General features: G+C 48.5%; 14 protein-coding genes and 1 pseudogene. 14 read left to right on the plus strand and 1 reads right to left on the minus strand.

Annotated elements, in window-relative coordinates; genetic code table 11:
• The first annotated feature begins 7 nt into the window (after positions 1 to 7).
• From grpE to deoC, 13 genes and pseudogenes are all read left to right on the plus strand, one after another.
• Positions 8 to 589: a nucleotide exchange factor GrpE gene (gene grpE, locus GCU39_RS02865; protein WP_152392126.1), complete on the plus strand. Its 582-nt coding sequence runs from the start codon at positions 8 to 10 to the stop codon at positions 587 to 589.
• Between the two features lie 77 nt (positions 590 to 666).
• Positions 667 to 2,507 (plus strand): annotated as a pseudogene (gene dnaK, locus GCU39_RS02870) (molecular chaperone DnaK).
• A gap of 125 nt (positions 2,508 to 2,632) precedes the next feature.
• The gene (dnaJ, locus tag GCU39_RS02875) at positions 2,633 to 3,748 is read left to right on the plus strand and encodes a molecular chaperone DnaJ (protein WP_152392127.1); all 1,116 of its coding nucleotides are present in this window, start codon (positions 2,633 to 2,635) and stop codon (positions 3,746 to 3,748) included.
• 150 nt (positions 3,749 to 3,898) lie between these two features.
• Positions 3,899 to 4,051 (plus strand): YfhD family protein, encoded by a 153-nt coding sequence (locus tag GCU39_RS02880; protein WP_152392128.1) that lies wholly within the window; start codon positions 3,899 to 3,901, stop codon positions 4,049 to 4,051.
• Between the two features lie 17 nt (positions 4,052 to 4,068).
• Positions 4,069 to 4,416 carry a hypothetical protein gene (locus GCU39_RS02885; RefSeq protein ID WP_152392129.1) on the plus strand — a complete coding sequence of 116 codons (348 nt, stop codon included), beginning with the start codon at positions 4,069 to 4,071 and terminating at the stop codon, positions 4,414 to 4,416.
• Positions 4,417 to 4,656: 240 nt separating this feature from the next.
• A complete protein-coding gene (locus tag GCU39_RS02890; RefSeq protein WP_152392130.1) occupies positions 4,657 to 5,247 on the plus strand; it encodes a hypothetical protein in 591 nt (196 codons plus the stop codon).
• A 217-nt stretch (positions 5,248 to 5,464) separates the two neighbouring features.
• Positions 5,465 to 5,980: a peptide deformylase gene (gene def, locus GCU39_RS02895; RefSeq protein ID WP_152392131.1), complete on the plus strand. Its 516-nt coding sequence runs from the start codon at positions 5,465 to 5,467 to the stop codon at positions 5,978 to 5,980.
• A gap of 118 nt (positions 5,981 to 6,098) precedes the next feature.
• Positions 6,099 to 7,076 (plus strand): 50S ribosomal protein L11 methyltransferase, encoded by a 978-nt coding sequence (gene prmA, locus GCU39_RS02900; protein ID WP_152392132.1) that lies wholly within the window; start codon positions 6,099 to 6,101, stop codon positions 7,074 to 7,076.
• A gap of 7 nt (positions 7,077 to 7,083) precedes the next feature.
• On the plus strand, positions 7,084 to 7,770 hold the full coding sequence (locus GCU39_RS02905) for a site-2 protease family protein (protein ID WP_152392133.1): 687 nt from the start codon (positions 7,084 to 7,086) through the stop codon (positions 7,768 to 7,770).
• 112 nt (positions 7,771 to 7,882) lie between these two features.
• Entirely contained in the window at positions 7,883 to 8,647 is a 765-nt protein-coding gene (locus GCU39_RS02910; protein WP_152392134.1) for an RsmE family RNA methyltransferase, read from the plus strand.
• 3 nt (positions 8,648 to 8,650) lie between these two features.
• Complete coding sequence (gene mtaB / locus GCU39_RS02915) at positions 8,651 to 9,988, plus strand: tRNA (N(6)-L-threonylcarbamoyladenosine(37)-C(2))-methylthiotransferase MtaB (RefSeq protein WP_152392135.1); 1,338 nt, start codon at positions 8,651 to 8,653, stop codon at positions 9,986 to 9,988.
• Positions 9,989 to 10,496: 508 nt separating this feature from the next.
• Positions 10,497 to 10,931, plus strand: coding sequence for an NUDIX hydrolase (locus tag GCU39_RS02920; protein WP_152392136.1), 435 nt, complete (start codon positions 10,497 to 10,499; stop codon positions 10,929 to 10,931).
• Positions 10,928 to 11,611, plus strand: a complete 684-nt coding sequence (gene deoC, locus GCU39_RS02925; RefSeq protein WP_152392137.1) for a deoxyribose-phosphate aldolase — start codon at positions 10,928 to 10,930, stop codon at positions 11,609 to 11,611. Before GCU39_RS02920 ends, deoC begins: the two co-directional genes overlap by 4 nt.
• Before the next feature lie 13 nt (positions 11,612 to 11,624).
• On the opposite strand, the gene GCU39_RS02930 is transcribed toward deoC, so the two are convergent.
• Positions 11,625 to 12,599, minus strand: coding sequence for a Na/Pi cotransporter family protein (locus tag GCU39_RS02930; RefSeq protein WP_152392138.1), 975 nt, complete (start codon positions 12,597 to 12,599; stop codon positions 11,625 to 11,627).
• A 120-nt stretch (positions 12,600 to 12,719) separates the two neighbouring features.
• Here GCU39_RS02930 and GCU39_RS02935 point away from each other — a divergent pair, with 120 nt between their 5' ends.
• Positions 12,720 to 14,084, plus strand: coding sequence for a class I SAM-dependent rRNA methyltransferase (locus GCU39_RS02935; protein WP_152392139.1), 1,365 nt, complete (start codon positions 12,720 to 12,722; stop codon positions 14,082 to 14,084).
• Positions 14,085 to 14,094: the final 10 nt, after the last annotated feature.

A 14,094-nucleotide genomic window follows, 5' to 3' on the forward strand; every position in this document is an offset into this window, starting at 1 on the left:
ACGAATCGTGGAAGAGAGAGAGAATACGACGGAAGTGAGGGATGAACAGGACATGACTGATCATCAAGAACAAGAAACGATGTCATCACATACAGAAGCTGTTGAAGCAGAGCAAGAGACAGTTGAGAACACGGCTGCTGAACAAACCATTGAGCAACTTACCGCACTTGCGGAAGAGAACAATAATAGATACTTAAGAGCACAAGCGGATTTCGACAACTTCCGCCGTCGTACGGCGAAGGAGAGAGAAGAGCTTGCGAAATACGCATCGCTGAAACTCGTCGAGCAGCTTGTGCCGGTACTGGACAACTTCGAACGCGCCATTCAAGCGAGCGGCGAGAATCAAGACTTCGAATCCTTCTCGAAGGGCGTGCAAATGATTTTCCGCCAATTGTCCCAAGTATTGGATCAGGAAGGTCTGCAACAGATGAATACTGTAGGCCAGCCGTTCAATCCGGAATACCATCAAGCCATCATGCAGGTGGAATCGGATGAGTATGAGGAAGGCATCGTCGTAGAGGAAGTTCAGAAGGGCTATATGCTCAAAGACAAAGTGCTTCGCCCTGCGATGGTTAAAGTGAGCATGTAATATCCGCATTTTATGCGGTTTGATGATTGATAAATGGCAAGTTATTTCCGACAGGAAGAATTTAAGGAGGTTTACTCATGAGTAAAGTAATCGGTATTGACTTAGGAACAACAAACTCTTGCGTTGCAGTAATGGAGGGCGGCGAAGCTGTCGTTATCCCGAATCCAGAAGGTAACCGCACAACGCCATCTGTTGTCGGCTTCAAGAAAGACGGCGAGCGTATCGTTGGTGAGACGGCGAAACGTCAAGCGATCACGAATCCTGATCGTACGATCAGCTCGATCAAACGCCACATGGGTACGAACCATAAAGAATCGATCGACGGCAAAGACTACACGCCACAAGAAATCTCAGCAATCATTTTGCAAAAATTGAAAGCTGACGCAGAAGCGTACCTTGGTCAGACAGTAACGCAAGCGGTTATTACCGTTCCAGCTTACTTCAATGACAGCCAACGTCAAGCGACAAAAGATGCGGGTAAAATTGCAGGTCTTGAAGTCCTTCGTATTGTCAATGAGCCAACAGCAGCGGCGCTTGCATATGGTATGGAGAAAACAGAAGATCACACGATTCTCGTATTTGACCTTGGCGGCGGTACGTTCGACGTATCGATCCTTGAGCTCGGCGATGGCTTCTTCGAAGTAAAAGCAACAAGCGGTGACAACAACCTTGGCGGTGACGACTTCGACCAAGTGATCATTGACTATCTTGTCGCTGAATTCAAGAAAGAGCACAGCATTGATCTAAGTAAAGACAAAGCTGCTGTACAACGTCTGAAAGATGCAGCAGAAAAGCGAAAAAAGAATTGTCTGGCGTTCTTACGACAACAATCTCCTTGCCGTTCATCACGGTTGTTGACGGCGTACCTCAGCATTTGGAGCTTAACTTGACTCGCGCGAAATTCGAAGAAATTTCTGCAAACCTAGTAGAGCGTACTTTAGGCCCAACACGTCAAGCATTGAGCGATGCAGGGTTGTCTGCTAACGAGATAAACCGTGTTGTATTGGTTGGTGGTTCGACGCGTATCCCAGCGGTTCAAGAAGCGGTTAAGCGTTTGATCGGTAAAGAGCCACACAAAGGTGTTAACCCAGATGAAGTGGTTGCGCTTGGTGCAGCGGTTCAAGCAGGCGTATTGACAGGCGATGTGAAAGACGTTGTATTGCTCGACGTAACACCATTGTCCCTAGGTATCGAAACAGCAGGTGGCGTGTTCACGAAGATGATCGAGCGCAACACGACAATTCCTACAAGTAAGTCCCAAGTGTTCTCGACTTATGCAGATAACCAACCAAGCGTAGAAATTCACGTCTTGCAAGGTGAGCGTTCGATGGCTGCTGGCAACAAAACACTCGGTCGCTTTACGTTAGGTGAAATTCCTTTGGCACCACGCGGCGTACCGCAAATCGAAGTTACATTTGATATCGATGCGAACGGGATCGTTAACGTATCGGCAACCGATAAAGGTACGAACAAAACACAAAAAATTACGATCACTTCCTCCAGCGGCTTGAGCGATGAAGAAGTTGAACGTATGATGAAAGATGCAGAATTGCACGCGGAAGAAGACCGCAACCGTAAAGAATTGGTTGAAGCGAAAAACAACGCGGACCAGTTGGTATACCAAGTTGACAAGACGATCAAAGATCTTGGCGACAAAGTAGATCAAGCGGAAATCGATAAAGCAAATGCTGCGAAAGAAAAAGTGACTGCAGCTCTTGCAACAGACAACTTGGAAGAAATTAAATCCACAACGGAAGCTTTGACTGAAATCGTACAGCAGCTTTCTGTGAAATTGTATGAGCAAGCGGCTCAAGCACAGCAAGGTGCTGAAGGCGCAGCGCAAGAGAACGCAGCTCCGGGCAGAGACAACGTCGTGGATGCAGATTACGAAGTTGTGGATGACAACGAGAAGAAGTAATCATTCGTGAATGATGAACGTTTCACAATGTGAAACAACAGGTCAAAGAGAGGGGATTTCCCTCCCTTTGACTTTCCTTTTGTTGTCGAACACAGTACAATGTATACCAGCATGGGGGTGGAATAGTGGCGAATAAGCGGGATTATTATGAGGTTCTCGGTGTAGACAAGGGGGCGTCTGATGAAGAAGTCAAGAAAGCTTATCGAAAGCTAGCAAGGCAATATCATCCAGACGTGAACAAGGCTGCGGATGCCGAAGACAAGTTCAAAGAAGTGAAAGAAGCTTATGAAGTATTAAGCGATGATCAGAAACGCGCCACCTATGATCAATATGGTCATGTCGATCCGAATCAAGGATTTGGCGGCGGCGGAGCCGATTTCAGCGGCGGGTTCGGAGATATCTTCGACATGTTCTTCGGCGGCGGTGGAAGAAGGGATCCGAATGCGCCACAGCGCGGTAACGATCTTCAATATTCCATGACGATCGAGTTCAAGGAAGCTGTATTCGGTAAAGAAACGGATATTACGATTCCTCGTACGGAAAATTGTGATACGTGCCATGGATCAGGCGCAAAACCTGGTACGAAGCCGGATACATGTTCGACATGTCATGGGACGGGTCAGCAAGAAGTGGTTCAGAATACGCCATTTGGTCGTATGGTGAATCGCCGTGCTTGTCAGACATGCGGCGGTAAAGGTCAGATTATTCGTGAGCGCTGCTCGACGTGTAACGGTCAAGGAAAAGTGAAGAAGCAGCGTAAGATTCATGTTAAGATTCCTGCGGGTGTAGACGATGGCGCGCAATTACGGATGTCCGGCGAAGGCGAAGGCGGCCTGCGCGGCGGTCCAGCCGGCGATTTGTACATCGTGATTCGCGTGAAATCGCATGAGTTCTTCGAACGCGAGAACGACGATATTTATTGCGAAATTCCTTTAACTTTTGCGCAGGCAGCGCTTGGCGATGAGATTGAAATCCCGACGTTAACGGAGAAAGTGAAGCTGAAAATTCCTGCTGGTACGCAGACAGGCACTTACTTCCGTTTGAAAGGCAAAGGGGTTCCGCGCCTTCGTGGGATCGGCCAAGGGGATCAGCATGTTAAAGTGGTCGTTGTCACACCAACGAAGCTAACGGATGAACAGCGTGAATTGATGCGCCAGTTCGCAGGTTTAAGCGGCGAACAGACACATGAGCAGCAGCAGTCGTTCTTCGATCGGATGAAAAAAGCATTCCGCGGAGATTAATGCGCTAAAATAAAACGAGTGAAAAGATATAGAGCCTGAGTAGTTACGGTCCCTTCGTGCTATTCAGGCTCTTTGTCGTCCAGGTACGAATAGGTTCTATCGTTTACGCCGATCCTATAGCTGCAGATATCTAAGAAGGAGTGACTCGAAGTGAACAACAATCGAGATAACCAAAAGAAAGCGAACAACTTGCCTATCGCGAAAAATGAGGATGTTGAATTTGCTATGGATGAAGCAGATCAGGCAGATTTGGATGCTTTAGCGCGTGCAGAAGCAGCAGATGCGCGACAAGAGAATTCGTAGAGGTGGGTTGAGTAGCTATGCAGACGATAGAGATCAAGGCTAACTTTACGAGATCTTCTGACGCTGAAGCAGCACAGAATAAATTGCGGGCCCTCCGGATCGAGAATACGGCAATCAACGAGAAGACGCAAGGGGATGGGGGATTTCTGAATTACAATGGAGATCCGGCCTGGTTCAACTTGGGCAATTTGAGCACGATGTCGATGATGTCGTATTCAACCTCCATGATGACGGGGCTGTATGCAGCGGGGTATAACGCGATGAATGAAGCATCGCGTCAATTTCTACTCACTGCAGTTGTACCAGATTCCGTCTATGCACAGGCGAAGATGGTTATTGAAGCCGCGGGTGGATCGCTACAGTAGTTCGAAGGAGATCCGATGATGCAATTCCACTAAAAATGCAAGCCTCGATCCGATGGATCGAGGTTTTTTATATGGGTCAGCTGAATAAAGTCAATAAATCGGCTCTTATCGCGATCCCTATAAATCTTCTTTTCATATAAATAAAGTAGCTTGAACTAAGGAGGGAAGTCTGTCATTTGATTGTACCGGTCGTCGTTATTGCATAACAAATCTAATAAAAAAAGAAAGGAGGTGTCCGGAATGCAGAATAATAAAGTTAAAAATATGGAAGTTGAAATTATTGAATGTACCTGTGATGAGCATAAGGGCCATCATCAATGTGTGCCGAGAAAAGGTGAGTTGATCGTCAATGGCGGCTTTGAGGATCCAATAACTTTTTTTGGATGGCAGATTGATCCGAGTAATGACGGAGTTGACCAAGCTGCTCCCGATGAAGTTCATTCCGGCCTAAAGGCGTCTCGCCTAGGATTTAGTGATCTTGCGGGTAACCTTGAAGGCGATGGGGTTCTTCTTCAAGATGTATCAGGCGTGTGCCCTGGCAGACATTATGAATTACAATTTGAAATGAACGGTGAAGTCCAGAAAGGCAATGCTCCTGTTGATGTTCGTGTAATCTGGCTTGATGAAGATAAAAATGTAATAGGTCTAGGTCTTCTAATTACGGTAACGGCGAACTCTCTTCCCGACGATAATATTGGAGCCTGGACGACGTTCCAAGGCATTACGAGTGAATCCCCGAACGGCGTTCGATTCGCCCGGGTGAGATTCGAAATTCATGCAGCCAATCCAGAAACGCAACATGTTCATTTAGATGATGTATCCTTTGCTTAAAATGAAGTATGGGGTTAGTAAATTTATTATCTTGGACAAGTTAAGTATTGATATAGCAGGTGGCAAGAAAAACAAAAGCTGTTCTTTGCGATGTTCGGCGGCGGAGAATGGCTCTTTTTCTTTTGACGGTAAGGTCGTTCCTTTTCATTCTTGTCATTTCCTTTTTGCATATAGTATATTGAGGGGATACAAATGTTCATTGGGGAGGAAGCAAATCATGCAAGTGAAAGAAATCGTTCCATTCGGAGATCCGGTCCTACGCAAAGTAGCAAAGCCGGTAACTGAAATCAATGCCAAAATCATTCGTCTATTGGATGATATGAAGGCAACGTTGATGGATTCCGAATATGGGGCAGGTCTGGCAGCACCTCAAATCGGTATGCTGCGCAGAGTGATTGTCATGAATATTGACGATACGTATTATGAACTCATTAATCCGGAGATTGTTGAGATGTCGGGAGAACAAGTCGGCTATGAAGGATGCTTGTCCCTGCCAAGATATATTGGGGTTGTTAAACGATACAATGAAGTGAAGATTACGACCATGAATCGAGACGGAGAAACGGTGGAACTCAAAGCTTCCGGTTTCCTCGCACGCTGCATCCAACACGAAATCGACCATCTGAACGGCGTGTTGTTCATTGACCATGTTCAAGATAATTACCTCGTGCATGAGGATACCAATAAGAAGATGTCCTTGATCGACGCGTTGAAGCTTGCAGGAACGAAATAGAGGAGTGGAAATGGGCGTACAGGCGGATGATGCTTGTACGTCATTTCTTTTTTTGTGAAAAAAGTCTCCTTATAGTACAATAGATCGTAAACGATTTTTTTGGGAGGATATTCGATCAATGTTATGGCATGAATTAACGATACATACAACAGAAGAAGCGGTAGAAATGATCTCGAACTTTCTGCATGAGATGGGGGCGGATGGGGTCTCCATCGAAGAAACGGGTTCGCTGAATCGAGAGCGAGATACGACCTACGGGCAGCTATATGATAAACCATTCAACGATATCCCAGAAGGAGAAGCGGTCATTAAGGGATATTTCGCCGACGTAACGAATCCGGGGAACTTGATCGACGAGATTAAGCCGCGTATTGAAGAGCTTCGTACGTTCGATATTGATCCGGGTTCATACACAATGGAGACGCGAATTGTTAACGAAGACGAATGGGCGAATGCATGGAAGCAATATTTCAAACCGATCCGCGTATCGGAGAGATTGACGATCAAGCCGACGTGGGAGCCTTATGAAGCGGGTCCGGGTGAACAGATTATCGAAATCGATCCTGGCATGGCCTTCGGTACGGGTACGCATCCGACGACCTCCTTGTGCCTTCGTGCGTTAGAATCTGTAATTCAAGGCGGGGAAGAAATTATTGATGTCGGCACCGGTTCCGGGATTCTCGCCATCGGGGCAGTGAAGTTAGGGGCGAAGCACGTACTAGCGCTGGATCTGGATCCTGTAGCCGTAACCATCGCGGAAGAGAATACGCAGCTCAATCAGTTGGAGAACGACATTACAGTTCATCTTAGCGACTTGCTCCAAGTCATTAATCGGAACGAGGAAGAGAATGCTTCGACGCCGCTTGGCGTAACACTTCCAGTACAAATTGTGGTCGCGAACATTCTTGCAGAAGTCATTTTGTTGTTCATTGATGATGTATATAATGCCTTAGCGGACGGCGGCACGTATATTACTTCCGGCATTTATAAGAACAAGGAAGAAGTGGTGGAGCAGGCGCTGCTTGCGGCCAAATTTACAATCGTAGACCGCTATCGCGAGGATGACTGGGTTGCCTTCGTAGCGAGAAAGTTGTAGGTGACGAATGGATTTTTTGGATAAACTGATCGTTTTTCCTGTTGCGCATTTACCGTTTGTTCTTCTCGTCTTATTAATCTCTTTTACGGTGCATGAGTTTGCGCATGCGTATTTTGCGAATAAGTTCGGTGATCCGACGGCGAAGCTGCTCGGGCGCGTGACATTGAACCCTAGCCGCCATTTGGATGTATTCGGAACACTGCTGTTCTTGATCGCCGGATTCGGTTGGGCTCGTCCCGTTCCCGTGAATCGCGAGAATTTCCGTAACCCGCGGGCGATGGGGATCGTGGTCTCTGCAGTCGGGCCGCTGAGTAACTTGCTCGTAGCCTTTGTGGGGGCGCTTATCTACATTATTTTGTTGAAATACCATGTACAGGGCGCATTTACCAATGAGCGGGTTGGCGAAGCAATCAATATCTTCTTCGAATATTTAATCAATTATAATATTCTGCTGTTCCTCTTCAACTTAATTCCATTGCCGCCATTAGACGGGTACCGAATTATTGAGGACTTAGCGCCAAGAAGCCTTCGGATCAAGCTGCAGCAGTTCGAGAAGTGGTCGATCTTCATTTTCTTGCTGATCGTGTTCCTACCACCTGTTCGTGCGGTTACGATCAAGCCGTTGTTCGATCTGATTAGTCCGATGTATATCAGCTTTATGAAGTTCTGGGCGAATGTGATCGGCATCGGATAATCCATGGAAAATTCGATCAAATGTAGATTTTATGCGGTAAAAGAGGTATGATGTTTTCTGGACTATAAGAGTTTATAAGTTAAACTGATAAACGGATTAGGAACGATGAGATATGCAGAGATATTTTATTGCGCCGGAGCAATTTGGCGAACATTCAGTTATGATTACGGGCGATGATGCCCATCATATTAGCAAAGTTATGCGTGCTCGCGTTGGCGAGAAGTTTATTGTAAGCGACGGCGTGAGTCAAGAAGCCTTGGTCGAGGTGACAGATATTGAAGTGAGCGGGGTAACGGCGGTAATTGTGGAGCGAATCGAGCTCACGCAGGAGCCCCAGCTGCAAGTGACCGTAGCTCAAAGTCTACCTAAAGGCGACAAGATGGAGACCGTCATTCAGAAATGTACGGAGATTGGCGCGGTGCGATTCATTCCGTATATGTCAGAGCGTACAATTGTCCAATACGATGCTAAGAAAGAAGCGAAGCGGGTCGAACGCTGGGGCAAAATTGCGAAGGAAGCTGCTGAGCAAGCCCATCGCAATCGCGTGCCTGAAGTCGAGTCTGCGAGCACATGGAAGCAGATGCTAGGTCGATTGGCGTCGTATGATTTAGTGTTGTTCTGTTATGAGAAGGAAGAAGGGCTTCAGCTACGCGATGTGGTACAGCCATTCGTTGCAGACATCAGCCGGGACCGTGCCGTACAGGTCATGGTGATGGTCGGTCCTGAGGGCGGTTTTACCGTGCAGGAGATGGAGGCTGCCGAAGCGGCGGGCGCGAAGTCTGTTGGACTTGGAAGACGTATATTACGCACGGAGACGGCTGCTATGGTCGCGCTCACGTGCCTTTTCTATGAATCTGGAGAGATGGGAGGCGTGTAGAGAATGCCATCTGTAGCATTTTACACCCTGGGCTGTAAAGTTAACTTCTATGATACGGAAGCGATCTGGCAACTGTTCAAGAATGAAGGTTATGAACAAGTTGATTTTGAGACACAGACTGCTGACGTATACCTCATTAATACATGTACCGTAACGAATACCGGCGATAAGAAGAGCCGTCAAATTATTCGCCGTGCGGTACGCCGTAACCCGGATGCGATCATTGCGGTAACAGGCTGCTACGCGCAGACCTCGCCAGCAGAGATCCTGGATATTCCGGGCGTAGACCTCGTCATTGGGACACAAGATCGGGATAAAATTATGCCGTACATTGAACAGCTTCAACAAGAACGTCAGCCAATTAATGCGGTACGCAACATTATGAAGACGCGTGAGTTCGAAGAACTGGATGTACCGGATTTCGCAGAACGCACACGCGCATTCCTCAAAATTCAAGAAGGATGCAATAACTTCTGTACTTTCTGCATTATTCCATGGTCTCGCGGGTTGTCCCGCAGCCGTGCGCCGGAAAGTGTCGTTGAGCAAGCGAAGCAACTGGTCGCGGCAGGCTACAAAGAAATCGTCCTTACAGGCATTCACACGGGTGGGTACGGAGATGATTTAGAGAACTATCGTCTTGCTAATCTGCTGTGGGATCTGGACAAAGTCGAAGGACTTGAGCGTATCCGAATCAGTTCGATTGAAGCGAGCCAGATTACGGAAGAAGTGCTTGAAGTGCTGAAGAAGTCTTCCAAAATGTGCCGTCATCTGCATATTCCGCTGCAAGCAGGCGATAACGATGTCTTGAAGCGCATGCGCCGTAAATACACGGTCGAAGAGTTCGCGACCAAAATTGCTCGCATTCAAGAAGCGATGCCGGATGTTGCAATCACGACGGACGTCATCGTAGGGTTCCCTGGCGAGACGGACGAGCAGTTCCGTAAAGGTTATGAGTTCATGGAGAAGATCAAATTCTCGGAAATGCACGTCTTCCCTTATTCGAAGCGTACAGGTACGCCTGCAGCGCGGATGGAGGATCAAGTGGATGAGGAAGTGAAGCACGCACGCGTGCATGAACTGATCGACTTGTCTGAGAAAATGCAGTTTGCTTACGCCGAGCAATTCGTCGGCCAAGTGCTTGACATTATTCCTGAGCGTGATTATAAAGGCGCGCCAGGTACAGGAAAAGTTATGGGTTACTCTGATAATTACCTGCAAGTCATCTTCGAGGGTGACGAGTCCTTGATCGGTAAACTCTGCCGAGTAAAAGTGACCGAAGCGGGCGTGAACGAGTGCATGGGTGCGCTCGTACGTGTGATCGAGGAGCAGCAAGTGGGATAAATAATATCCACCCCCTAAATCCCCCTTATGCTTACGATGCCAGCTTTCTTTCAGAAAGCTCTTAGGAGGACCCCAGAGGGCTTGCCCTCTGGACTCCTGAAATTGAGTGTGGGATTTAGGGACGTGGTTGTGAGTCAATATGTGCAAGGATCGCTATCGTTTAGCCGAGATTCCCTCCGGGAACCTCGGCTAAACACGCTTTATGGCGTGCGTGCTTATTTCAGGGTAAAATAGTTAATGTGCTTTATTGCCTAGGAAATATCTTAGTCTGACCCGTAGATAGGTCCTTGTACAGTACAGCGTGACTCATGCGGTTTGACACTAGGGTCAAACCACATGAGTCGATAGCGCTCAATCTACAGACTCATCTAGATACATATAGCAGTACCTCCTTCGCCCCTTTCGGGAGTCCAGAGGGGTACCCTCTGGGGTCCCTCTCCTCTGGAGGGGGATTTAGGGGGAGGCAACAGTTTATTTTAGATAAAGAAACCAGAGAGGAAGTTATGCCATGCAAGAGATCAGCGCAGGCGGTGTCGTCTACCGCAAAAGCCCAGCAGGATTGGAAATTCAATTAATTCGAGATCGGTTCGGTAAAATTTCGCTTGCGAAAGGCAAGATGGAGCCCGGCGAGACGATCGAAGAGACAGCTCTTCGTGAGATTCAAGAAGAGACGGGCATGATCGGTCGTATCGTGGCACCGATCGATCAAATTTCTTATGTCTATACCCATCCTGTCCACGGGGAGACGGAGAAAATCGTTCATTATTATGTCGTGGAAGCGTTAGAGGGAGATCTGCAAGCGCAGGTCGAAGAGATCGACGGCGTATCTTGGTTCTCTCCGCAAGAGGCGTGGTTACAACAGAAACAGCAAGGATACGATAATAACGATCGCATTTTACAAAAAGCGTTGGAATGGTTGCAGGTAGAGGTGGATTTCGCATGATCAATGCTGTACAGCTAGCTCAATATGTAGATCATACCTTATTAAAACCGGATGCCAATGAGACGGACATCGTGAAGCTTTGCGAGGAAGCCAAACAATATCAATTTTACAGCGTATGCGTGAATGGTGTATGGGTTGCGAAATGCCGCGAGCTGCTAGAGGGCACGAATGTCCGTATCGCTGCGGTTGTCGGTTTCCCGCTTGGCGCGAATTCAAGTATCGTGAAGGCATTTGAAGCAGCGAAAGCGGTGGAAGACGGTGCGGCGGAGATTGACATGGTCCTACAGGTTGGATTGCTTCGAGCAGGTAAGCTTGAGGCGGTGCAAGAGGACATTGCCCAAGTCGTTCGGATGGTACAGGGCAAGGCAATTGTGAAAGTCATCTTCGAGACAGGCATGCTTACGGACGATGAGAAGATTTCGGCTTGCAGATGCGCTGAGCAGGCGGGGGCGCATTATGTGAAGACTTCGACTGGTTTTGGTAAAGGCGGAGCAACGGTTGAGGATATTCGGTTAATGCGTGCGCATGTATCGCCGCATATTGGTGTGAAGGCATCTGGCGGCGTTCGAGATCAAGAAACCGCGTTGCGGATGATCGAAGCTGGAGCAACGCGGATTGGCGCGAGTGCAGGTATTCAGATCGTGACAGGGAACAAGCCGGCAGAAGGCGGCACGTACTAGATTCATGCGTGCGTTAGATCTCTGAACGCATGCGTTGCCAGACGGGCAGGTAACATAGCGGCAGGGCAACGAGGGAGCTTACGACATTGAAAATAGTCTGGGCGTGCGCAACTTGAGCGGCCGGATCAGGTGTCATCCAGCTGGAGACGGTGTGAAGTTGTTCAAGAAAAGGATAGAAGAGGATCGCACCACCGACGTTTAATACAACATGTGTCCATGCGACTTGACGGCCCGAGCGGCTTCCTCCTAGCGATGCGATCAGAGCCGTGACGCAAGTCCCGATATTCGAGCCGATGACGATAGCGATCCCGAGTTCCACAGGAATCGCGTTCATAGAAGCTAAACCCATCGTCAGCCCGATCATCGCTGCGCTGCTATGAATTAAGGCTGTGATACAGGCGCCTGCTGCAAGCCCCCAGAGTAGACTTTGTGCCGACTGTTCCAGAAACCAGTTGAAGAGGCCTCGAGCTTGTAAGGCTGGAGCGATGGATTTCATTTTTTCGATACCGATGAGGATGAGAGAGAATCCAACGACGGCAAGGGACAAATATTGCGAGGTCCGAATCCAGGACGCAATTGAATGCAGTGTCCTCCATTTATATTCTCCCAGGGTTACCGCTAAGGCCCAAATGCCTAAGGATACGAGCAGCAGGGGCAGTGCATATTGATTGAGGTTAAGACCAATGAGCTCTGTCGTTAGACAGGTGCCGATATTGCTGCCGAGTATAATGCCTAGCGAGCTGGCGAACGGTAAGAGTCCCGCGTTGACGAGCCCGATGGTGATGACCGTGATTGCCGTGCTGCTCTGCAGGAGTGCGGTTATTCCGGTACTGAATAGTAAGCCGCGTAGCGGCGTTTTGGTCGAGACGGCGATGGCTTTGGTAAGGTATGGGCCAGCCCAGATGTGCAGTGCCAGCTCCATCAACTTCATGCCGAAGAGGAACATGGCGAATCCGTAACAAAGTGGAATAATAATCGATGTGAACATAAAAAGACTCCTTTAGAGAAGATAGGCATAACGCACTCTATATATAGGTCTTCTAAAAAGGTATGAATAGAATAGGACGACCATGACAAGCATTTTTGTCTGGGAGAGGAGAACAAACGAATGGCAGCAGTCATATTACAGAAAAATCGCAAGAAAAGGGTGGAGCAAGGCCATCCTTGGATTTATAATAACGAAATCGATCGAGTCGAAGGTGAAGCAAAGCCGGGCGATCTCGTGCAAATCATCAGCGAGAAGGGCAAGTTCCTCGCGGTAGGCTACTTTAACCCCGCATCGACGATTACTGTGCGCGTCGTATCCTATCAGCCGCTTACGACGATGGATCACGCGTTTTTCGTGAAACAATTTACCCAATGTCTAACGCACCGGGAACGGTTTCTTGGGGAAGCAAATGCCTATCGTCTTGTCTATGGCGAAGCAGATTTCCTACCCGGCTTGATCGTGGATCGGTTCGCAGATGTACTTGTCGTGCAGATTCTGACGCTTGGGATGGATGTGCATCGCGAAGCAATTGTCTCCGCCTTGGTCGAAGTGATGCATCCGCAAGGCATCTATGAGCGCAGCGATGTGCCTATCCGTGAATTGGAAGGACTAGAACAGACGACGGGGCTGTTGTACGGCGAATGTCCAAGACATGTGCAGGTCCGTGAGAATGATCTGATCGTCGAAGTGGATATTGTCCATGGGCAGAAGACGGGTTATTTCTTCGATCAACGCGAGAACCGCGCTTCGATTGAGCCGCTGATGAGAGGCTGGGGCCGCCGCAGCGGTATACACATGCAAGAGGTTGACGTGGACGGCGTGATGGAACGCAAACCCGTGAATGCTAACGGCAAAGTCGTTACCTTCCCATATTGGGACGGCGCGTCGGTGCTGGAATGTTTCTCGCATACCGGCAGCTTTACGCTAAATGCGTGCAAATACGGTGCCAAGAAAGTGACTTGTCTGGATATTTCGGAGCACGCCATTGAAAGTGCGAAAAAAAATGTGGAGCTGAACGGCTTTACGGATCGCGTCGAATTCGTCGTTGCCGATGCGTTTGATTACTTGCGTTCGCAGGTCAAAGGCGCCGAAGAACGTTCAGCCAGAGCGCAGCAGGATGTGAAGGTGGATACTTCGGTGAAGCTGAATGCACAGACGGGCCGCACATGGGACGTTGTCATTCTGGACCCGCCGGCCTTTGCGAAGACGCGCAGCGCAGTCGCAGGCGCATGCCGCGGATACAAGGATATTAATTTGCACGGCATGAAATTAGTAAATGAAGGCGGATATCTCGTCACGGCAAGTTGTTCGTACCATATGCGACCGGATTTGTTCCTGGAGACGATACAAGAAGCGGCGAAGGACGCAGGCAAAATTCTACGACTGGTGGAATGGCGTGCCGCAGGTAAAGATCATCCGCAGATTCTCGGTGTTTCGGAAGGGCATTATTTGAAGTTCGCCGTGTTCGAAGTACGCAGCAAGTAATAGATCAACC

Origin of the sequence: Paenibacillus guangzhouensis (genome assembly GCF_009363075.1) — a bacterium.
GTDB lineage: Bacteria > Bacillota > Bacilli > Paenibacillales > Paenibacillaceae > Paenibacillus_K > Paenibacillus_K guangzhouensis.

Bases quoted from the DNA above. Each gene is read 5' to 3' on its own strand.
- GCU39_RS02920 (WP_152392136.1), top strand. From the start codon at position 10,497: ATGCAAGAGATCAGCGCAGGCGGTGTCGTCTACCGCAAAAGCCCAGCA.
- GCU39_RS02890 (WP_152392130.1), top strand. From the start codon at position 4,657: ATGCAGAATAATAAAGTTAAAAATATGGAAGTTGAAATTATTGAATGT.
- GCU39_RS02885 (WP_152392129.1), top strand. From the start codon at position 4,069: ATGCAGACGATAGAGATCAAGGCTAACTTTACGAGATCTTCTGACGCT.
- def (WP_152392131.1), top strand. From the start codon at position 5,465: ATGCAAGTGAAAGAAATCGTTCCATTCGGAGATCCGGTCCTACGCAAA.
- prmA (WP_152392132.1), top strand. From the start codon at position 6,099: ATGTTATGGCATGAATTAACGATACATACAACAGAAGAAGCGGTAGAA.
- deoC (WP_152392137.1), top strand. From the start codon at position 10,928: ATGATCAATGCTGTACAGCTAGCTCAATATGTAGATCATACCTTATTA.
- GCU39_RS02905 (WP_152392133.1), top strand. From the start codon at position 7,084: ATGGATTTTTTGGATAAACTGATCGTTTTTCCTGTTGCGCATTTACCG.
- GCU39_RS02910 (WP_152392134.1), top strand. From the start codon at position 7,883: ATGCAGAGATATTTTATTGCGCCGGAGCAATTTGGCGAACATTCAGTT.
- GCU39_RS02930 (WP_152392138.1), bottom strand. From the start codon at position 12,599: ATGTTCACATCGATTATTATTCCACTTTGTTACGGATTCGCCATGTTC.
- GCU39_RS02935 (WP_152392139.1), top strand. From the start codon at position 12,720: ATGGCAGCAGTCATATTACAGAAAAATCGCAAGAAAAGGGTGGAGCAA.
- mtaB (WP_152392135.1), top strand. From the start codon at position 8,651: ATGCCATCTGTAGCATTTTACACCCTGGGCTGTAAAGTTAACTTCTAT.